At 64.7% G+C, this 20,497-nt stretch carries 19 protein-coding genes; 7 read left to right on the top strand and 12 right to left on the bottom strand.

All coding sequences use genetic code 11. The features are described 5' to 3' along the window. Position 1: 1 nt before the first annotated feature. From aroB to JGU71_RS00740, 9 genes are all read right to left on the bottom strand, one after another. Positions 2–1,108 carry a 3-dehydroquinate synthase gene (gene aroB, locus JGU71_RS00780; RefSeq protein WP_199701047.1) on the bottom strand — a complete coding sequence of 369 codons (1,107 nt, stop codon included), beginning with the start codon at positions 1,106–1,108 and terminating at the stop codon, positions 2–4. Beyond that, positions 1,105–1,689, bottom strand: a complete 585-nt coding sequence (locus JGU71_RS00775; RefSeq protein WP_199702713.1) for a shikimate kinase — start codon at positions 1,687–1,689, stop codon at positions 1,105–1,107. The genes aroB and JGU71_RS00775 overlap by 4 nt, the downstream gene beginning before the upstream one ends. Continuing rightward, entirely contained in the window at positions 1,689–2,876 is a 1,188-nt protein-coding gene (gene aroC / locus JGU71_RS00770; RefSeq protein WP_307829434.1) for a chorismate synthase, read from the bottom strand. The genes JGU71_RS00775 and aroC overlap by 1 nt, the downstream gene beginning before the upstream one ends. A 120-nt stretch (positions 2,877–2,996) precedes the next feature. After that, positions 2,997–3,431, bottom strand: coding sequence for a prepilin peptidase (locus JGU71_RS00765; RefSeq protein ID WP_307829433.1), 435 nt, complete (start codon positions 3,429–3,431; stop codon positions 2,997–2,999). Positions 3,432–3,530: 99 nt separating this feature from the next. Continuing rightward, positions 3,531–4,367, bottom strand: coding sequence for a shikimate dehydrogenase (locus JGU71_RS00760; RefSeq protein ID WP_199701042.1), 837 nt, complete (start codon positions 4,365–4,367; stop codon positions 3,531–3,533). Continuing rightward, positions 4,357–5,571 carry an endolytic transglycosylase MltG gene (gene mltG / locus JGU71_RS00755; RefSeq protein ID WP_307829432.1) on the bottom strand — a complete coding sequence of 405 codons (1,215 nt, stop codon included), beginning with the start codon at positions 5,569–5,571 and terminating at the stop codon, positions 4,357–4,359. The genes JGU71_RS00760 and mltG overlap by 11 nt, the downstream gene beginning before the upstream one ends. Next, positions 5,568–6,098, bottom strand: a complete 531-nt coding sequence (gene ruvX / locus JGU71_RS00750) for a Holliday junction resolvase RuvX (protein ID WP_199702707.1) — start codon at positions 6,096–6,098, stop codon at positions 5,568–5,570. The genes mltG and ruvX overlap by 4 nt, the downstream gene beginning before the upstream one ends. Then, entirely contained in the window at positions 6,095–8,767 is a 2,673-nt protein-coding gene (gene alaS / locus JGU71_RS00745) for an alanine--tRNA ligase (RefSeq protein WP_199701041.1), read from the bottom strand. Before alaS ends, ruvX begins: the two co-directional genes overlap by 4 nt. A 57-nt stretch (positions 8,768–8,824) precedes the next feature. Then, positions 8,825–9,646, bottom strand: coding sequence for an acyl-[acyl-carrier-protein] thioesterase (locus JGU71_RS00740; protein WP_199701040.1), 822 nt, complete (start codon positions 9,644–9,646; stop codon positions 8,825–8,827). Between the two features lie 124 nt (positions 9,647–9,770). Between JGU71_RS00740 and JGU71_RS00735 the strand changes: the two genes are divergently transcribed. Beyond that, positions 9,771–10,583, top strand: a complete 813-nt coding sequence (locus JGU71_RS00735) for an alpha/beta fold hydrolase (RefSeq protein ID WP_199701039.1) — start codon at positions 9,771–9,773, stop codon at positions 10,581–10,583. 32 nt (positions 10,584–10,615) lie between these two features. Here the strand turns inward: JGU71_RS00735 and JGU71_RS00730 are convergent, their stop codons facing one another. Further along, positions 10,616–11,974: a replication-associated recombination protein A gene (locus tag JGU71_RS00730; RefSeq protein WP_199702705.1), complete on the bottom strand. Its 1,359-nt coding sequence runs from the start codon at positions 11,972–11,974 to the stop codon at positions 10,616–10,618. Between the two features lie 131 nt (positions 11,975–12,105). Here JGU71_RS00730 and JGU71_RS00725 point away from each other — a divergent pair, with 131 nt between their 5' ends. From JGU71_RS00725 to JGU71_RS00705, 5 genes are all read left to right on the top strand, one after another. After that, a complete protein-coding gene (locus JGU71_RS00725; protein ID WP_199701038.1) occupies positions 12,106–12,474 on the top strand; it encodes a YciI family protein in 369 nt (122 codons plus the stop codon). Positions 12,475–12,507: 33 nt separating this feature from the next. Next, entirely contained in the window at positions 12,508–13,776 is a 1,269-nt protein-coding gene (locus JGU71_RS00720) for an RNA polymerase sigma factor (protein WP_307829430.1), read from the top strand. Between the two features lie 66 nt (positions 13,777–13,842). After that, a complete protein-coding gene (locus JGU71_RS00715) occupies positions 13,843–15,489 on the top strand; it encodes an alkaline phosphatase D family protein (protein ID WP_372433091.1) in 1,647 nt (548 codons plus the stop codon). Between the two features lie 117 nt (positions 15,490–15,606). Continuing rightward, positions 15,607–15,951, top strand: coding sequence for a YciI family protein (locus tag JGU71_RS00710; RefSeq protein WP_199701037.1), 345 nt, complete (start codon positions 15,607–15,609; stop codon positions 15,949–15,951). A gap of 36 nt (positions 15,952–15,987) precedes the next feature. Next, positions 15,988–17,229: an RNA polymerase sigma factor gene (locus JGU71_RS00705; protein WP_199701036.1), complete on the top strand. Its 1,242-nt coding sequence runs from the start codon at positions 15,988–15,990 to the stop codon at positions 17,227–17,229. On the opposite strand, the gene JGU71_RS00700 is transcribed toward JGU71_RS00705, so the two are convergent. Beyond that, on the bottom strand, positions 17,226–18,398 hold the full coding sequence (locus tag JGU71_RS00700; RefSeq protein WP_199701034.1) for a phosphotransferase family protein: 1,173 nt from the start codon (positions 18,396–18,398) through the stop codon (positions 17,226–17,228). The genes JGU71_RS00705 and JGU71_RS00700 overlap by 4 nt on opposite strands. Before the next feature lie 209 nt (positions 18,399–18,607). Here JGU71_RS00700 and JGU71_RS00695 point away from each other — a divergent pair, with 209 nt between their 5' ends. Continuing rightward, positions 18,608–19,522, top strand: coding sequence for a hypothetical protein (locus JGU71_RS00695; protein ID WP_199701026.1), 915 nt, complete (start codon positions 18,608–18,610; stop codon positions 19,520–19,522). Here JGU71_RS00695 and JGU71_RS00690 read toward each other — a convergent pair whose 3' ends face one another. Then, the gene (locus JGU71_RS00690; protein WP_199701024.1) at positions 19,523–20,482 is read right to left on the bottom strand and encodes a DUF389 domain-containing protein; all 960 of its coding nucleotides are present in this window, start codon (positions 20,480–20,482) and stop codon (positions 19,523–19,525) included. Positions 20,483–20,497: the final 15 nt, after the last annotated feature.

Below are 20,497 nucleotides of genomic sequence, written 5' to 3'. Positions count from 1 at the left end.
GCTACAGCAGGACCGCACCGCCTGGTTTCGCATCGCGGGCAACGGCCGAATATGCCGCAGCAAGGAGCGAGGGATCCGGACCTTCGAGTCTGCCCGGCTTCGCCAGCCCGTCGAGCACGACGAACCGCAGAATGCCCGCCCTGCTCTTCTTGTCGGTCTGCATACCTTCGAGCAACTGTCCGAGGGCATCGGCGTCGTACGTGGTCGGCAGCCCGACGCTCTCCAGAACCGCACGATGCCGATCGGCGGTCGCGTCGTCGAGGCGACCGGCAAGGCGACCGAGTTCGGCAGCGAACACCAGACCGACCGACACCGCCGCACCGTGACGCCACTTGTACCGCTCGCGTCGCTCGATGGCGTGGCCGAGGGTGTGACCGTAATTGAGGATCTCGCGGAGATTCGACTCGTGCAGGTCGGCGGCGACCACCTTCGCCTTGACTTCGACGGACCTGCGAATCAGTTCGGGAAGGACCTCGCCGGTCGGATCTAACGCAGCCTCGGGGTCGCGTTCGATCAGTTCGAGGATCACCGGATCGGCGATGAAACCGGCTTTGATGATCTCTGCCATACCGGCGATGATCTCGTTGCGCGGCACCGTTTCCAGGGTCGCGAGGTCGATCAGTACGGCAGCGGGCTCGTGGATCGCACCGACGAGGTTTTTGCCTGCTTCGGTGTTGATACCGGTCTTGCCACCGACCGCGGCATCGACCATCGCGAGCAGCGTCGTCGGGACATGCACGATCTTCACCCCGCGCATCCAGGTCGCCGCGACGAAGCCCGCGAGATCGGTTGCCGCTCCCCCGCCGAGACTGACGATCGCGTCGCTGCGAGTCAGGCCGATACGGCCGAGGACCTCCCAGCAGAACCCGGCGACAGCGAGATCCTTACCGTCCTCGGCATCGGGAATCTCGATGCGGTGCGCGTCGATTCCCTTCTCGCTCAACGCCGCACGCACCGCTTCCGCGGTCTCCGCGAGCGGTGGCTGATGGAAGATGGCGACCGTTCGCGTTCCCGACAGCTCGGCAACAAGGTCGCCGAGCAGACCACGCCCGATGATCACCGGGTAGGGCCGCGCTGTGCGGACTTCGACTCGTACCGGCTCGGTCACGTTGTTGGCTCCGATTCTGTTGGGCGTTCGGTATCTGGTTCTGCCACACCGAGTTTGGCGAGGATCTGCTTGACGACACGGCCAGGGCTGCGGCCGTCGGTCCGTACTCTGATCGTCGCGACCTCACGGTAGAGCGGTCGGCGTCGACGCATCAGTTCTCGATACTTCGCGGCCGGATCGGCCCCCGCAAGCAACGGCCGCGACTTGTTGGAACCCGTGCGGCGCAACCCTTCCGCCACACTGATCTCGAGATAGACAACCTGCCGACCTTTGAGTGCCTGCCGCGTCGACCTCGACAGGATCGCACCACCGCCGAGCGACACGATGCCCTGCTGCTCGGCAACAGCCTGCTTCACAACACGTTCTTCGATCTTGCGGAACTCGGGTTCGCCGTCGGTCGCGAAGATCTCCGAGATGGTGCGGCCCTCGTCGCGCTCGATGGCGGCGTCGGTGTCGAACAACTCGACGCCGAGCGCGTTGGCCAACCGACGACCGATCGTCGACTTGCCTGCTCCCGGCGGTCCGACCAGCACGGCGCGCGGCGTCGCCGCTACGGCGCGAGCACGTCGGCTCTGAGGTATCACCGCGGTACGCGGGCCGATGTGCCCTTGATGTACCCGGTGATGTTCGCGACCGTCTCACCTAGCGAGTCGCCCCCGAACTTCTCGAGTGCCGCCTGCGCAACCACCAGTGCCACCATGGTTTCCGCAACAACTCCGGCAGCGGGTACCGCACACACATCCGAGCGCTGATGGATGGCGACAGCCTCTTCACCCGTGCTCATGTCGACGGTCGCAAGCGCCCGCGGCACAGTCGAAATCGGCTTCATCGCGGCGCGGACCCGCAGCGCTTCGCCGTTGGTCATGCCACCTTCGAGACCACCTGCCCGGTTGGTCGAGCGCAGCACACCGTCCGGTCCGGGGCGCATCTCGTCGTGGGCCTGACTCCCTCGACGACGTGCGGTCTCGAAACCGTCGCCGACCTCGACACCCTTGATCGCCTGGATTCCCATCAGCGCGCCGGCCAGCCGGGAATCGAGGCGGTTCTCGCCGCTGGTGAACGAACCGAGACCGACAGGCAGACCTTCGACAACCACTTCGACGACACCGCCGAGCGTGTCGCCGTCCTTCTTCGCCGCCTCGATCTCGGCGATCATCGCGGCTTCTGCTTCCTTGCTGAATGCGCGGACCGGGCTTTCGTCGATCGCGGCGAGGTCGGTCGCGGTCGGGACGAGTCCGTCCGTCGACGCTGCGGACCCGATGGACACCACGTGCGAGATCACCTCGACGCCGAATGCCTGACGGAGGAACGCCCTTGCGACCGTGCCGACGGCGACACGAGCGGCCGTCTCACGAGCACTCGCCCGTTCGAGCACATTGCGAGCGTCGTCGAAGCCGTACTTCAACATTCCGGAATAGTCCGCATGGCCCGGCCGGGGTCGCGTCAACGGTGCGTTACGCGCCAGGTCCGCGAGTTCGGCTTCGTCCACGGGATCCGACGACATAACCGTCTGCCACTTCGGCCATTCGGTATTGGCGACCTCGATGGCGATCGGACCGCCCATCGTCTTGCCATGGCGAACACCACCGATGATGGTGACCTTGTCTGCCTCGAACTTCATCCTCGCGCCGCGGCCGTAGCCGAGGCGGCGGCGGGCAAGCTCTCCGGCGATATCGTCAGTCGTCACCTCGACCCCTGCAACCATCCCGTCGAGCAGAGCGACGAGGGCGGGACCGTGCGATTCTCCTGCGGTTATCCAGCGCAACACGGTGTCCATCCTTCCATGTCCGACGGACTGTCGAACGACGTGGCCTGTGCCCACACACCCGAAGAGCCGGAACGGATGTCGCGCACGGAAAGTTCGGCAGACGGGAAAGTTGGCGAAAAGCTACCCGGCGACGAGCGCGAACACGGTTGCGGCGCACATGAAGGGCCCGTGTGGAACGACGGTCCGGCCACTTCGGCGGCGCCGAACGATCAGCACGAGCCCGGCGACCGCGGTTCCGAGCGGTGCGAGCAACGCCGCCAGCACCCAGGCTTCGCCACCGCCGAGCGCCGCCGCTGCGCCGACGCCGATCGCTAGTTTCACGTCGCCCGCACCCATCGCGCTCGGCGCGAGAAGATGGACCGTCAGGTACAGCAATGCGAGCAGCAGACCGCCGATCACGGCGACCGAGCCACGTCCGGTCGCGACGCCGTAACCGAGGACGGCTACTGCTCCGAGCAGGGTCGATGCGTTCGGCAGGCGCAGCGTTGTGGCGTCGATGACGGACAGGGCGGCACACCACGCGGTGAAGACAACGAAAGGGATCCACTCGGGCACCGATCCAGCCTGCCCGACCGGAACCGACCTGCACGCGACGAATTTCGCAGCCTGTGGATGGACGCGAAGTTGTCCACAGCCTGTTCTGGAATCAGCAGGTCAGTGCGTGCGCACGGCCTCGGCCATCGCCGCGTGCGGTGCCGGCATTCCGGTGAATTGCTCGACCTGGCGGTAAGCCTGGTTGAGGAGCATCTGTAGTCCGCTCACAACGGTCCCGCCGGCGTCGAGGACAGCTTGTGCAAGCGGTGTCGGCCAGGGGTTGTAGATCGCGTCGAGGACAACGGGTGCCTGCGCGACCGCACCGGCGATCGGCTCGACCGCCGCGGGTGGAACGGTACTGACCACAGCTCGGCTCTGCGCACACGCGGCGGCGACGAGTTCGGCGGTGAAGTCGATGACACGAGCCGACATTTTGAGCGCACCCGCCAACTCGAGCGCGCTTTGGGCCCGACCGGCGTCACGGGCCACGATCGTCACCCTTGTCACACCGAGTTCGGCCAATGCCAGCAGGGCGGGCCGCGCTGTCCCACCTGCACCGACGACAACAGCTTCGGCGCCGGTCAGGTCGGTCACACCACCGTCGAGCAGTGCGCCACGGACGCCGTCGACGTCGGTGCAGTCCGCACGCCAGCCGTTGTCGACCCGGACCAACGTATTCGCCGATCCGACCAGTACCGCCCGTTCGGTGCGTTCGGTTGCGAACTCGAGGGCCTCGACCTTGCCGGGCATCGTGACGGACAACCCGACGTATTCGTTGCCAAGTCCGCTGACGAGCAATGGCAGTGCCCCCGAGGGGCACTCGATCCGCTCGTAGGTCCAGTCGTCTAGCCCGAGCGCCCGGTAGGCGGCAAGGTGCAGATCGGGCGAACGCGAATGCGAGATAGGACTGCCGAGGACGGCAGCCTTGCGAGGACCGGTCGCTCGATCAGCGGCCACTGTCCAGGATTCCGCTCTCCAATGCCCGCTCGATGCTGCGCAGGTGCTCCTCGTAGCTGTCTGTGAAGACCGTCGTTCCTTCTTTGTCGACCGTCACGAAGTACAGCCAGTTGCCCTCGGTTGGGTTCTCCATTGCTTGCAGCGCCGCGATGCTCGGGGACGAAATGGGCGTCGCAGGCAAACCGGGCATCGCGTAGGTGTTCCACGGTGTCACGGCCTCGCGGTCGGCATCTGTGGTGGCGACTTCGGTTTTGTCGAGGGCGTAGTTGACGGTCGAATCGAACTGCAACGGCTGATTCACCTTGAGGCGATTCAGGATCACTCGCGCGACCTTCCCGAAATCCTCGGGCTTGGACTCACGCTCGACGAGTGACGCTGCAACGAGCAGCTGATACGGCGAAAGATTTCCGCTCCCCGATTCGAGGATTCCGGTCGCGGTGTAGGCAGCAACGCTGTCGGTTACGAGTTCACTGAGAATCTGAGTCGGCGTGCCGGTCGGGTCGAAATCAAGGCTCCCAGCCGCCAACAGACCTTCGAGTTGGCGATCACGATCGGGAACCTTGCGCACACTGTCCTGCGCCCATTCCGGAACGCCGAGCGAATCCAGATCGGACGCCGCGCCGGCTTCGTTGAGTTGGTCGTAGGTGACGCACTTGTCCTCGATGCAACTCGCCTTGGCGATCTTGGTGTAGATGCCTTCTTTCACAGCATCGGTATTCACGTCACGTGAATCGTGCAGTTGCCGACCCTCGGAGATGACGAGAGCACCGACGCGGGTCGCGGGATCGACCACCTTCGTCACCGCTTCGGCCGCCGGAATCTGCGACGGCATCGCGTAGTAGCCGGGCATGACGCTGCCCATGTCCGGGTTGGCGACCGCAGCCTCGTAGAAGGCTTCCCAGCTCGCGACGACATCCTTGTCGGCCATTGCTGTGGCGATCTCCCGCGCGGTATCGCCCTTGGCGACCTCGACGACGACGACGGCGCCACCGGGACCTGCGTAATCGGCGGCAATGGCCGGCTTGTCGATCACCTTCTTGTAGAAGACGAACCCCAACACCAGGATCAGAATCACGACGACGCTGCCTGCAAGCAATGCAACAGCACGGCCACGCTTACGCCGAGCTCGAGCCTCTCGCGACTTGCGGCGACCCACCCGACTCGGCTGAGCGCGTGCCGGGTCCGGGGTCCAGCCTTCGCTCACAAATCTCCCCCGGATTCGGTCTGGCCTGCTGCACGCTTTGCCGCCAAGGCACTTCTCCGTTCGTCGAGCCAACTCTGCAAGATCGATACCGCTGCGGCCTGATCGATCATGGGCCGCTGGCCTTTCGCGCGGACTCCACTTTCTCGCAGGGCCCGCGTTGCAGTCACCGTAGTCAACCGTTCGTCTGCCATGCGAACCGGCACTGATACCAACCGCTCGCGCAACCGATCGGCAAACCTGGTTGCCAACTCCGCTGCAGGTCCGTGGTTACCCCGCAATGTTCGCGGCAAACCGACGACGATTTCGACTGCCTCATACTCCCGCACGATCGCCTCGATTCGACGCAGATCCGACGCATTCGGCGAATCGTCCTTCGACCGCGCGACGGTTTCCACCGGGGTCGCGATCATGCCGTCGGGGTCGCTCGATGCGACACCGACGCGCACGCTGCCCACGTCGATGCCGATCCGCCGGCCGCGTCCCGGGTCGTCGTTGCCTGGACGGTCCGGTGCCTTGTCCACCGTCAGCTGTTTCCGGCAAGCTCGACGACACGGTTTCGAACAGCATCGAGCCCGGCGTCGATGCCTGCCGGATCCGAGCCCGCGCCTTGGGCCATGTCGGCCTTGCCGCCACCACGTCCGGCGATCGACGGACCGAAGCTGCCGACCAGATCGCCTGCCTTGATTCCGAGGTCTTGTGCCGCCTTGTTCGCCGCAACGACGAACGGCACCTTGCCGTCGGCGTTGCCGAGCAGCACGACCACAGCTGGATCGGTGCCGAACCGTCCGCGTATGTCGACCGCAAGCGAGCGGAGGTCGTTGCCCGACACGCCCTCGGGCGCACTTGCGGCAACGAGTTTCACCGCGCCGATCCGCTCGGCAGCATCGACGAAGGTTCCCGCAGATGCCAGGACCGCCGCAGCCTTCGTCTTGTCGAGTTCTTTCTCCGCGACCCGAAGCCGCTCGACGAGTTGCTCGATGCGGGCGGGAACCTCGTCGGAGGGCACCTTCAACGACGACGCGATGCCCGCAAGCAGAGCACGCTCCTTCGCGAGGTAGCGGTAGGAGTCGAGGCCGACGAACGCTTCGACACGACGAATGCCCGACCCGACCGACGACTCACCGAGGATCGTGACCGGACCGATCTGCGACGAATGCTGCACGTGAGTGCCGCCGCACAGCTCCATCGAAAAGGGTCCGCCGATCTCGACGACTCGAACCTCGTCGCCGTAGTTCTCGCCGAACAGGGCGAGGGCGCCCATCTCCTTGGCCTTGGGAAGATCGGTGACGAAGGTGTTCACCTGGAAGTCCGCGCCGACGGCATCGTTGGTGACCGTTTCGATCTCGTCGCGCTGCGCGTCGGACAACCCGCCCTGCCAGTTGAAGTCGAAACGTAGATAGCCGGGCTTGTTGAGCGATCCGGCCTGCACCGCATTGGGGCCGAGCACCTGCCGCAGTGCGGCGTGCACCATGTGCGTGCCCGAGTGGCCCTGGGTCGACCCGTGCCGCCACTGCGGATCCACCTGGGCAAGGACGACGTCGCCCTCGGTCAGCTGACCTTCTTCGATCGTGACCTTGTGCACCCACAGCTTCTTGGCGATCTTCTGCACATCGTTGACGCGCACCCGCAGTCCGGTCGCACTCAGCGAACCCTTGTCCGCGATCTGGCCACCGGATTCCGCATAGAGCGGGCTGCGATCGAGCACAACCTCGACGTCCTCGCCCTGCACCGCGGTCGGGACTCGCACGCCACCCGAGATCAGCGCGAGCACGTTCGCCTCGGTCGTGAGTTCGGAGAAACCTGTGAACTCGGTGGGTCCGCGGTCGACGAGTTCCTTGTATACCGACAGGTCGGCATGCGCGTGCTTGCGCGACTGCGCGTCTTCTTTTGCGCGTTTGCGTTGCTCGGCCATCAAGGACCGGAAGCCGTCTTCGTCGACGGTAAGCCCTGCCTCCGCCGCCATTTCGAGGGTGAGGTCGATCGGGAAGCCGTAGGTGTCGTGCAGGGCGAATGCCTCGGTACCCCCGATCACGTTGCCGCCCTTGGTCTTCACAGCGTCGGCCGCGTTCTCGAAAAGCTTCGAGCCCGACGTCAGAGTGTTGCGGAACGCCGTTTCCTCACCGACAGCGACGTTTTCTATGCGCTCGAAGTTCGTTGCAAGTTCCGGGTAGGACGGCGACATCTCGTCGCGGACGACCGTCATCAACGCACCCATGGTCGGCTGATCGGCTCCGAGTAGCTTGGCGGAGCGCACGATTCGTCGCAGCAATCGCCGCAGCACGTAGCCACGACCGTCGTTGCCGGGGTTGACGCCGTCGACGATCAGCATCGCTGCGGTGCGTGCGTGGTCGGCGATCACGCGGAAGCGAATGTCGTCCTGGTGATCGACGCCGTAGGTGCGGCCAGTCACTTCCTCGGCCTTCGTGATGACGGGGCGAACGAGGTCGGTCTCGTAGACGTTCGCGACGTTCTGCAGCAGGAATGCGACCCGCTCGACACCCATGCCGGTATCGATGTTCTGCTTCGGCAGCGGACCGAGGATCTCGAAGTTGTCCTTGGAAGTACCCTGACCGCGCTCGTTCTGCATGAACACGAGATTCCAGATCTCGATGTAGCGGTCCTCGTCGGCCTCTGGTCCACCGTCGGCGCCGAATTCCGGACCGCGGTCGTAGTAGATCTCCGAACACGGTCCACAGGGCCCGGGGATTCCCATGGACCAGTAGTTGTCGGCCATGCCGCGCTTCTGGATGCGCTCGTCCGGCAGCCTCGCGATTTCCTTCCACAGCGAGATCGCCTCGTCGTCGTCGAGATAGGCTGTGGCCCAGAGCCGTTCGGGGTCGAAGCCGTAGCCGCCGTCCTCGATGCTGTTGGTCAGCAGACTCCACGCGAACGCGATCGCGTCCCGTTTGAAGTAGTCGCCGAACGAGAAGTTGCCGGCCATCTGGAAGAACGTGTTGTGCCGCGTCGTGATGCCGACATTCTCGATGTCGAGGGTCCTTACGCATTTCTGCACGCTCGTCGCCCGTACGAACGGAGGCGTCTGAGCACCGAGAAAGTACGGCACGAACTGGACCATGCCTGCATTGACGAACAAGAGGTTCGGGTCGTTGAGAATCAACGACGCACTCGGCACTTCGGTATGCCCGGCCGCGACGAAATGGTTCAGAAACCGACGGCGAATCTCATGTGTCTGCACAGCAGTTCAGGTTACCGGTTGTGGACAGGTCTTTTTCAGAGCATCGCAGTTACCGGTTCAGGTCAGCCGGGTAACCGTCGCGGTCGCCGCGGTCACGCCGTTGGCAAGCAACCACATCTGCAACTGGTCGCCCTCCCGTCGACGGCGAACGGTCAACGCGATCGTGTCCGGTGAAATCGGCCGCAGGTACTCGAGTACGGCGCGGTGTCGCGTGGCCGTCAGATCGGGATGGTCGACGAGTTCGTCCTCGACCGCAGCCCAGTAGGCCGCGTTGTTCATGTGCTTGAACGGATCGAAGTCGGTGCTGCGCAGGACATGCTGCCGGTCGACGGGCGCGGCTGTGTCCGCGTCTGCCTCCGACGGCAGATCCGGATTCATCGACTTCCACTTCAACCGATGCACGTCGTTCATCGAACTGAGCAGCGCGAAGCCACCGTCGCTGATCCGCGCAGGCAGACCCTGCTGGTTCACGTTGATCCAGAACGCCTCGGTTTCCACGAGACCCGCAGGACGTTGGGTCGGGTTGAACAGGTTCGTCTCGTGCTCGGCCGTCATCCGCACCCGCATGTTCGTCCATCGGGTCGACAGCGCGCCACACCACCGTTGGGCAGTGACTGTGCCAGGCCAGCTGATCGGCTCGATCACGTCGATCACGGTCCTGCGCACGATCCAGAACGGGTCGGTGTGTGCGAAGTCGGTCGCTTCGAGGTTGTCGTTCGCAACGTCCTGCAGGGTCCGAGCCATGCCGTCGAGGCGCAAGCGCATGTCCTGGTCGACGTCACCGGTCCGCAGTCGGTATTTCGCCTCGAAGAACAGAGCTCCATCGCGTCGGTCGGCGAGCGGTTGGCGGAAAGCATCCGACGGCGAAAAGCCTTGCATGTGATCCTTTCGAGGCAGGCAGCATCGGTACATCCAAAAAGTCCTGTGGGATGTGTCGAAATCGTAGGCGCTCGTGCGACGCATCGATAACGAGCACGTTCGATACCACCCAAGGAGCCAGAGAATGCCAACGGTCACCTCGAAGGACGGCACGACCATCGCCTACGAAACCGCAGGCAGCGGACCCGCGCTGGTGCTCGTCGATGGCGCGCTGTGCTGGCGCGAATCAGGCGTCACTCCCACCCTGCTTCCGGAGCTGGCCAAGCACTTCACGGTCTATGCCTACGATCGGCGCGGGCGCGGCGAGAGTACCGATACCCTCCCCTACGCCAACGATCGCGAGATCGAAGACCTCGACGCAGTCATGAAAGCCGCGGGCGGATCGCCGTTCGTCTGCGGGTTCTCCTCGGGTGCGGTGCTCGTCATGTACGCGGTCCAGCAGGGCCTGACGCCGTCGAAGGTCGTTCTGTTCGAGGCACCTCTGGTGGTTGTGGACGACACCGATCGCAAGCATCCGGCCGACGCGGTCGAACAGTTGACGACGATGGCTGCCGAAGACCGCCGCGGCGACGCTGTCACCTACTTTCTGGTCGACATCATCGGTCTGCCGAAGGTGTTCATGCTCGTGATGAAGGTGTTCATGCGCAAAGGCTGGAATGCCACCCGCGCGGTCGCGCACACGTTGCCCTACGACATCAGTTTCATACAGCGCAGCGGCTCCCGTGTCCCGGAAGATGTGGCGGCGTCGATCACGATGCCGTGTGCCGTCTTCGGCGGGGCGAAGAGTCCGGCATCGATGAAGAAGGCTGTAAAAGCCTTGGCCGCAGCAATTCCCGGTGCCGAACTCGTCGAGGTGCCCAAACAGTCGCACATCGTGAAACCCAAGATGATGACGCCGGCGTTGGTCGAATTCCTAGGAGGGCCTACGGCCTCGTGAGTCCTTTCGGAGGGCCGGACCTCCGAAAGGACTCACGAGCGGCGAAGCCGCACGATCCGCCGCAGCTTCTCGACACGGCGTCCGATCTCGCGTTCCAGGCCGTGGTCGGTCGGCGTGTAGTAGTCGACGCCGACCAACTCGTCCGGCGGATACTGCTGCGGCAGTACACCATCGGGGTCCTTGTGTGGGAACCGATAGCCGATGGCGTTGCCCATTTTCTGCGCGCCCGCGTAGTGACCGTCGCGCAGGTGCGCTGGCACCAACCCCGCCTTGCCTGCCGTGATGTCGGCCATCGCAGCGCCGAGACCAGAGGTGACCGAACCCGATTTCGGCGCGGTCGCAAGATGAATCGTCGCCTGCGCCAACGCAAGCTGGGCTTCCGGCATACCGATCATCTGCACCGCGCTCGCCGCTGCAGTCGCGGTCAACAAGGCTGTCGGATCCGCCATGCCGATGTCTTCGCTGGCAAGGATGACCAGCCTCCGCGCGATGAAGCGGGGATCTTCGCCCGCGGTGATCATCCGGGCCAGATAGTGCAGCGACGCATCGACATCCGACCCACGCATCGATTTGATGAACGCGCTGGTGACGTCGTAGTGCTGGTCGCCGTCGCGGTCGTAGCGGACGGCCGCTCGGTCGACGCTGGCCTCGACCAGTTCGAGAGAAATCTCCGACGACGGTGCCGCCTCGGCCGCAGCTTCCAGGGCCGTCAAACCTCGACGCGCGTCACCTCCCGCGATTGCGACGAGGTGCGCCATTGCATCGTCGGTCACCGTGTATCGATCGTCGAGGCCGCGAGAATCGGCGAGTGCCCGCCTCAGCAATGTTGTGATGTTGTCGTCGGTCAGTGGTTGCAACTGCAGGACGAGAGACCGCGACAGCAGCGGTGAGACAACGGAAAAGGACGGATTCTCGGTGGTTGCGCCGACCAGCAACACGATCCGGTTCTCGACGGCCGCGAGCAGCGCGTCCTGTTGCGTCTTCGAAAAGCGATGTACTTCGTCGATGAACAGGACGGTCTGTTCGCCTGCTGTCAAGCGGCGGCGGGCAAGGTCGATGACCGCGCGGACCTCCTTGACGCCGGCGGACAGAGCGGACAACGCTTCGAATCGACGGCCCGTGCTCTGCGATACCAGTGACGCGAGGGTCGTCTTTCCAGTACCCGGCGGACCGTAGAGCAGGACCGATGCCGCGCCCGACCCCTCGACGAGACGTCGAAGCGGAGCGCCCGACCGCAGCAGATGCTCCTGCCCGACGACCTCGTCGAGGTTGGCGGGACGCATCCGTACCGCCAGTGGAGCGCCTGGTCTTGGCCGCTCGAGTCGCGGTTCCGACTCCCCCGACGCAGCATCGCTCGGCGCGTCGAACAAACCGTCGCCGTCTTCGTCCATACCGAGCTGCTGCACGTTTCGACGTTACCGTCTGACGAATATCGGAAAAACCGTCGATCTGGTCGGTGCTCGTTCGACGTGTAGTCACGGGCCGCGAAAATGCAGTCCACCGATCCGAGAGGAATCCAGCAATGCGCTACATGATCGTGCACAACACCGAGGTCTACTACGACAGGGCGACGCCACCACCGGCCGAGTTGATGACAGGGATGGACGCGCTGCTCGGCGACATGAACAAGGCAGGTGTTCTGCTTGCGGCAGAGGGTCTGCGCCACCCGGATCACGGCGTCAAGATCACCTACTCGAAGGGCAACCGGACCGTCACCGACGGACCGTACGCGGAGGCGAAGGAAGTGGTCGCCGGATTTATGATCGTCGACGTCCGATCGAGAGACGAGGCGATCGAATGGGCGAATCGGTTCGGCGCCATTTTCGACAACATATTCGACGAGATCGTGGTCGAGGTTCGCCCCGTCGGTGAGCGCTCCGACTTCGAATAGCAGCGTCGGACCCGTGGCGTAGCCTGCATTTCTGTGACGGCACCCCGGACGACAGCCGACGTCAACGCCAGCATCGACGCGGTCTGGCGTATCGAATCCGCGCGCCTGATCGCGGGGCTGACGCGGATGGTGCACGATGTCGGGCTCGCCGAAGAACTTGCGCAGGACGCGCTTGTCGCGGCGCTCGAGCAATGGCCGGAATCAGGTGTCCCCCGCAATCCCGGCGCCTGGCTGATGGCCATCTCGAAGCGCCGCGCCATCGATCGGTTCCGTCGACAGGAACGCCTCGATCGCAAGCATCAGGAAATTGCGCACGACCTAGAGCTCGATCAGGGGTCCAGCGAATACGACGACGTTCTCGACGACCGCATCGAGGACGACCTCCTGCGGCTGATGTTCATCTCCTGCCACCCGATCCTGACCACCGAGGCTCGCGTCGCGTTGACGTTGAAGCTGCTCGGCGGTCTGAAGACGGGCGAAATCGCTCGCGCCTTCCTGGTGTCGGAAGCGACTGTCGCACAACGGATCGTGCGCGCGAAGCGAGCGCTCGCCGACGCCGACGTACCGTTCGAGGTACCGGGCCGTGACGAACTGCCCGCGCGCCTTGCGTCCGTGCTCGAGGCTATCTACCTGGTATTCAACGAGGGCTACTCCGCGACCGCGGGTGACGACTGGATGCGGCCCGAACTCTGCGCCGAAGCACGTCGCCTCGGCAGGCTGCTCGCGGGGCTGATGCCCGACGAGCCCGAAGTGCACGGTCTGGTCTCGCTGATGGAGATTCAGGCATCGCGGACGGCAGCGCGAACGACGCCTGCCGGCGAACCCGTGCTGCTGCTCGAACAGAACCGCGCCAAATGGGATCACCTGTTGATCCAGCGCGGTCTGACGGCACTCGAGCGCGCCGAGTCGCTCGCCCCGACCCGCGCGAAGTACACACTGCAGGCAGCGCTCGCCGCCTGCCACGCCCGCGCCCGGACCGCGGCCGACACAGACTGGGTTCGGATCGCGAGCCTCTACGAAGAGCTCGCTGTTCTCGAGCCGTCGCCCATCATCGAATTGAACCGGGCGGTCGCACTGTCGATGGCGTTCGGTCCGCAGGCAGGGCTGGATCTGGTGGATCAGCTCGTCGATCTGCCGTCGCTGAAGAACTACCACCTGCTCCCCAGCGTGCGCGGCGACCTGCTCGCGAAGCTCGGCCGCGGCGACGAAGCGCGAGCCGAATTCGAGCGGGCGGCCGGAATGACGCAGAACGAACGAGAGCGGGCTTTGCTGCTCGATCGCGCCAAAGCTGCGGGTGCATGACGTCGACGACGTGTTTGCCAACTGTTCATCGAGCCGATTTGCCTTCCGTGGTCCGACTCGGATGTGATCGTCACTGTGCCTGAATCCTTGTCGCGTCGTTCTCTGCTCAAGGGCGGTGTCGCCGCAGCCGGAATAGGTGCGGCCGCGACGGTCCCATCGACGTTCTTCGCCGCGCAGGCTCAGGCCACGTCGGCGTCCTTCCGGCACGGGATTGCCTCGGGCGACCCGCTGCCGAACGGGGTCATCATCTGGACCCGCATCGAGTCCGGCGGCAACGACGTCGACGTGCGTTGGGACCTCTCCCGCGACGACCGGTTCGAGTCGATAGCAGCGTCCGGAACAGCAACGGCCACAGCGTCTTCCGATCACACCGTCAAGATCGATGTCACCGGACTGTCGCCCGCTACCGACTATTGGTATCGCTTCACAGTGCAGCGGACCGACCAGGTGTCACCGACAGGCCGGACCCGAACCGCACCTGCGGCCGACGCCGACCTCGATCGGCTTCGTTTCGGAGTCGTCTCGTGCTCCAACTGGGAAGCAGGCTTCTTCAGCGCCTACCGCCACCTTGCAGCGCGTACGGACCTCGACGCGATCGTGCACCTCGGCGACTACCTGTACGAGTACAAACGCGGCGAGTTCGGCGGCCGCGACGGCGTCGTCCGTCAACACGACCCCGAGCACGAGATCGTCTCGCTTGCGGACTACCGAACGCGGCACGCGCAATACAAGACCGACCCCGACCTCGCCGCCCTGCATGCCCGCCTCCCGTTCATCTGCACCTGGGACGACCACGAGACGGCAAACGACGCCTACAGCGACGGCGCGGAAAACCACACTCCCGCAACGGAAGGTGATTGGCACGCCCGCCGCGCAGCCGCGATGCAGGCCTATCTGGAGTGGATGCCGGTGCGGGCAAGCGGATCGGGTCGCGATGCGAAGCTCTACCGCCGGCTCCGCTTCGGCACGCTCGCCGAACTCTCGATGCTCGACCTACGCAGCTACCGCAGCGAGCAGGTGGCGCCCGGTGCGGGCTGGCGCAGTGTCGACGCTGCCGACCGCTCGATCACCGGCGCGGCGCAATTGGACTGGCTCACAAAGGGAGTCACAACGTCACCGACCAGCTGGCGCCTCGTCGGCAATCCCGTGATGATCGCGCCTCTCGTCGTACCACCCCTCGAGCCTGCGACAACGGCGGCCGTCACAGCTGCCCTCGGCATCCCGCAGTCGGGCGTCCCTGTGAACGTCGACCAGTGGGACGGCTACACCGCGGATCGGCGACGGCTCTTCGGGGCGATCGATGCCGACTCCGTCGACAACGTGGTCTTTCTGACCGGTGACATCCACTCGTCGTGGGCAGCCGACCTCCCGCTCGATGCGGCGACGTATCCGGCAGGCAAGACAGTCGGGGTCGAGTTCGTCGTTCCCTCGATCACGTCGTCGAGCCCAGGTGACTTCCTGAAAGCGCCGCCGCGGACCGCAGCGATTCCGGCGGAAACGGCCATCACATCGATCAACCGGCACATCCGCTATGCCGAACTCGACTCGCACGGCTACGGGGTTCTCGACGTCACCCCTGCTGCCGCGCAGATGGATTGGTTCTACGTCACCGAGGTCGGCGATCCCAACGCCGCCGTCCGGCACGGCGCCTCGCTTGCAACCCAGTCCGGGATCAGCCGACTCCAGTCCCGATCGGCACCCGTACCGCAATAATCGACAGGCGGCGAAAACTTTCTCGATATTTCTCCTACGAGGTTGTCGATTCCCGCGAACCCCGTTCGTCGGTACTGATACGCGGTCCGATCAGCGGGCCCCGAACAAGGAGTCGCAATGTCGCAATATCTCGTCCTCATCTACGAAAACGAAACCGGCTACGCGACGGCGAGCGATCCGGTCATCGGCGAAATACTGGCTGAGCACGTCAAATTCCAGGCCAACGTCGGTGCGGCCAACCAGGGCGGCGGCTGGTTGCAGCCGACGATGACAGCAACCTCGATTCGGACCGACGACGCTGGAGGGTTCGACGTGACCGACGCACCGTTCGCCGAAGCCAAGGAGGCACTCGGTGGCTATTACCTGATCGAGGCCGACGATCTGGACGCTGCGATCGCGATCGCCAAGCAGGTCCCCGCCCGCTTCGGCGGCGTCGAAGTCCGCCCGCTGCGAGCGATGTAGCGAATCGTCCGACCTCCAGACGTGCAGGGCAGCGAGATGGTCGACGTCACGGCTGCGGTAGCGCAGGCGCACCGCCGCGAGTGGGCATACGTGCTCGCCGCGACGGTGCGCCTCACTCGGAACCTCGACCTCGCCGAAGAGTGTGTTCAGGATGCATATTCGCGCGCGCTCACCGACTGGCCGCGCAGCGGTATCCCGTCGAATCCGGCTGCCTGGCTGACAACTGTTGCTCACCGCCTTGCCCTCGATGCGCTCCGCCGCGAAATGACCTTGCGGCGCGCGCTGCCGCTGCTCGTCGAGGACGAAGTCGGTTCCGACACAGCTGAACTCGCGCTCGACGCCATCGAGGTTGCACGCAGCATTTCCGACGATCGGCTACGCCTGATCTGTACCTGCTGCCACCCGGCATTGGCACGCGAAGCTCAGGTCGCGTTGACGCTACGACTGATGTGCGGAGTCACGACGGCAGAGGTCGCGCGCGCTTTTCTGGTGAGCGAATCGACGATGGCGGCGAGGATCACTCGGGCGAAGAAGAAGATCGCGATCGCGCGCATTCCCTATCGGGTGCCGTCGGCTGCCGAGCTGCCCGAACGGGTGGATGCGATCTGTGCTGTGCTGCATCTGCTGTTCACAACGGGCCATACTGCGCCGTCGGGTGCCGCGCTCGTTCGAAGCGACCTCTGCGATCGCGCTGTGCAGCTCGCTCGCATGATGGCAGCGCTCACTCCCGACAACCCGACCGTGCAGGGACTGCTTGCGCTGATGTTGCTCACCGACGCCCGCCGATCCGCGCGGACCGCTCCCGACGGCCGAATGCTCACCCTTGCCGAACAGAATCGTGACCAATGGGATCGCGAGGCCATCGCCGAAGGCATCGCACTTGTCCGCGAGGCACTTCCGCACGTCGATCGGTACACACTCCAGGCCGCGATCGCCGCCGTCCACGCGGAGTCCCCGTCGTGGGACGAGACCGACTGGGTGGAAGTCACGGGTTTGTACGAGTTGCTGATCCGGGTCTGGCCGTCGCCGGTCGTCCATCTCAACCATGCGATCGCCGTCGGCTTCGCTCACGGCGCGGCGCGCGGCCTCGCGCTACTCGACGCGTTGGCGGGAGAACCAGCGCTGGCGGCCTACGGCTATTTCGAGGCGTCGCGGGCGCATTTTCTCGACGAACTCGGCCGCGCCGACGAATCGCAGACGGCGTATCGAACCGCATTGCTACTGACGGAGAACGCCGTCGAACGGCGGTACCTGCTCGACAAGCTACAAGGCGATTAGTCCTCGCCCGACCACTTCGAGTCCAGTTCTCCCGCAACACGTTCAGCGAGTGCGGCAAGGTGGCGGTCGCCCGCGACTCCTGCCGATTCCGAGAGTGACGCCCACCGGGACAACAACGCCTCCGACCGCGGCACCGACAGTCCGTGCGTGCGCACGGCCGCGATTCGGGCGTGATTGTCGGGCAAGAACCAATACGTCGACAACCACACCCAGATCAGCTTCGCGTCGAGCATCTTTCTGGCCAGTATCTTGTCGTCGGCAAGGAACGGCCAGATCCCGACGACCTCCGAACGCCATGCTTCGATCATCGCCTGCGCGCGTTCGTCCGACATGTCGAAGTGACACAGGCAGCCGGGGTACGAGACGAGCGCGTAGGCGATATCGAGTGACGCGTCCCGATAGCCACCCCACTCGTAGTCGAGGAACCGAACACCGTCGTCGTTGACGATCACGTTGTCGGGGCACAGGTCCGACGGGCTGAACGCGCGCAGGCGGCCGCCGCGGAAGAGCCGCAGGCAATGCCTGGATGCGTCGACAACGGCGTCCGGCACCGTTATGCCGAGACTGTCATCGAGCATGCCCGGCAGTCGCTCGACCGCGGTGACTGCCTGCGACGTCACACCGTCCGCGTGATGTGCAACTTCGGCCCGGCGGAGCAGAGCCGTGAAATCGGATTCGCGTCCGACCGTCGTCGAGTGCATGCGGCCCAACGCCTGAGCGAACGCCATCAGCGAGTTCTCCGCGGCGGCGTCGTCACCGCTTTGCAGTTGCGTCGTGAGGCGCACACCCTCGCCGAGATCGCTGATGATGAGCAGGCGCTCGTCGAGGTCGTGAGCGAGCAGATCGGGCCCGGGTCTGTCCTCGATCGCAAGCGCCGTCGCGAATTGGTACGAGACTGCCTCACGCAGGAAAGCGGAGTCGACGCTTGCAACACCCGGCTCGAAACCGGCTCTGAACGTGGTGTCGAAGTCGCGAACTTTCTTGACGATGAGGGTTCGCGGTAGCGAAAAAGTGTTGTCCGCGACCCGTACTCGAAGAACGACAGTGCGTCCGCTGCCGCCGAGTTCGGTCGGGTCGACGAGTCGGACGGGTGCGCCCATTCGCCTGGCCAGCAGCTTCTCGGCTGCTGCGACGACCCCGGCTGCGCGGTCTGCCACTAATGCGCTCATCGACCTCCAACCTACCTGCCCGACGCGAGCGCCGGGTTTCCTCGTTGTAGCGTGACCCCGACCAGTACCGATGCGGATCCGCTCGAAGTTTGTGGCGCGTTGTTGTCGCATCGGCGCGTCGTAGTCGACATAGTTGATCGACGAACGTTCCGCCTCAGACAATCCAGACATGACTCGCGATCTAATCCCCGATTGGGAAGGAACACGATATGACCGACTATCCGCCACCGCCGCAGGGTGGGCCGGGCGAAGGACCTGACACGACGAAAAGGTTCCCGCCCGGTAGCGATCCAGCAGGAAACTATCCGCCACCGCAGTCTGGCGGGTATCCACCGCCCCCATCCGGCGGCTACCCGCCACCGCCCGGCGGCTTCGGGCCTCCTCCAGGCGGCGGTTACCAGCAACCTCAGGGAGGCTACGGTCAACCCAACTACGCGGCGGATCCCTATCCGGCCGGTGGCGCCGGTTACGGCGGCGGCGTGCCACAGCTCAACATCGGTGAAGCACTGACCTACGGCTGGAACAAGTTCAAGGCGAACGCCGGGGTCTGGATCGGCATCTCCGTCATTGCCTTCCTCATCAGCATCGTGATCCAGCTTCCGACCGGCGGCCTCGCAGGGTTCGGTATCGGACCTGAAACGTCGGTGGCGCTTAGCCTCTTCGGATCACTCCTGAGCTGGATCGTTGGCATGATTCTGCAGGCTGCGTTCATCAACGGCGCGCTGCGTGAAGTCGACGGCAACAAGCCCGCGATCGGCGACTTCTTCCAGTTCCGCAACCTCGGTGCTGTGCTGATCGCGGCGATCCTGGTCGGCATCGTGACCACGATCGGCTTCATCCTCTTGGTCATTCCCGGCATCATCGCGACGTTCCTGCTGTGGTACACCCTGCAGTTCGTCATCGACCGCAATCAGGAGCCGGTCGCCGCGATGAAGTCGAGTTTCGAGCTGACGTCGAAGAATGTCGGGCCGCTGCTGCTGCTCGCACTGGCACTGGTTGCCATCAACTTCGTCGGAGCGCTGCTGTGCGGACTCGGACTGCTGGTCACGATGCCTGTCACCCTGATCGCCAGCACGTATGCGTACCGCTTCCTCACACAGGGACCGATATCGCCCGCGGTGTAGCTATTTCGATCGTCCGAGCAGGTGGTGCCGCGCTCTGGCCAACCAGGAATCATGAGGTTCCATGGTCGGCCGGAGCGCGAGCACGATAACCCCGGCGACGACTATCCCGACCAGGTTCACAGCCAACTGCCCCGTCGAGAGCAGAGCGATACGCCACTCGCTGTTGGTTGCGGCGACGACGGCAAACCCAGCGGCCGGAACTGTCGTCACCGAGATGAAGACGCCGACGAGTGCTGCCGATTTCGCGGTGACGAGGGCGAGCATGCCCGCCGCGCCGGCGAGCAGCGCAACCACCAGTGAAAACGGTCCGACCTTGTAGATGAAGTCGACTTGGTCGAGCGTCTCGACGGTGTCGATTTGGATCCAGCCGATCGCTTCACCGAGCAGCGTCCCAAGCCCGGTCGCCACCATCGCAATCGGGAATCCGAACAGCAAAGCGATCATCGATCGACGAGCCAGCGAATACTTGCGTCGGACCAAGCTGACGGCAAGCGCCGCGAGCGGTCCGAACTCCGGACCGACGACCATGGCGCCGACGATCGTCACCGGCGAGTCGGTGACCACACCGACAGCGGCAAGTAGGCACGCGATCGTCAGAAACGCCAGAAATGCACCGTTGAGCGTCGATTCTTCACGCGTGCGCGCGAGCAACTCCTCCCAGACGACCGCGTCGGCCGGATCCCCTGGTGCTTCGTGTTCGGCCTTGACCGCCGCATCGGACAGCACCGTTTCCAACGGTTCGAGCGTCAATGCACCCGACTGTTCGAGGCCGAGCTTGCCCAGCTCGGCAAGAACATCGTTCGCGGCCTCACGAGCGATGTCGGCCTGCACTGCATCGCCGACCGGCTGCACTGCAGCGCCACGCGACAGGATCAGGTGAGTGACTCCGACGTGCTCATGCAGGATCGTGAGGACGGCGTCGGTGTCCTCCGCCGGGCAGATCACGCGCAGGTGCAGCACCGTGAGCCCGCCGGA

It is taken from the genome of Antrihabitans stalagmiti (assembly GCF_016482825.1).
In the GTDB taxonomy this organism is placed as follows: domain Bacteria; phylum Actinomycetota; class Actinomycetes; order Mycobacteriales; family Mycobacteriaceae; genus Antrihabitans; species Antrihabitans stalagmiti.
This window is presented reverse-complemented; position numbering and strand designations above follow the sequence as displayed.

Bases quoted from the DNA above. Each gene is read 5' to 3' on its own strand.
- JGU71_RS00710 (WP_199701037.1), top strand. From the start codon at position 15,607: ATGTCGCAATATCTCGTCCTCATCTACGAAAACGAAACCGGCTACGCG.
- JGU71_RS00700 (WP_199701034.1), bottom strand. From the start codon at position 18,398: ATGAGCGCATTAGTGGCAGACCGCGCAGCCGGGGTCGTCGCAGCAGCC.
- JGU71_RS00695 (WP_199701026.1), top strand. From the start codon at position 18,608: ATGACCGACTATCCGCCACCGCCGCAGGGTGGGCCGGGCGAAGGACCT.
- JGU71_RS00725 (WP_199701038.1), top strand. From the start codon at position 12,106: ATGCGCTACATGATCGTGCACAACACCGAGGTCTACTACGACAGGGCG.
- JGU71_RS00705 (WP_199701036.1), top strand. From the start codon at position 15,988: ATGGTCGACGTCACGGCTGCGGTAGCGCAGGCGCACCGCCGCGAGTGG.
- JGU71_RS00735 (WP_199701039.1), top strand. From the start codon at position 9,771: ATGCCAACGGTCACCTCGAAGGACGGCACGACCATCGCCTACGAAACC.
- JGU71_RS00730 (WP_199702705.1), bottom strand. From the start codon at position 11,974: ATGGACGAAGACGGCGACGGTTTGTTCGACGCGCCGAGCGATGCTGCG.
- JGU71_RS00740 (WP_199701040.1), bottom strand. From the start codon at position 9,646: ATGCAAGGCTTTTCGCCGTCGGATGCTTTCCGCCAACCGCTCGCCGAC.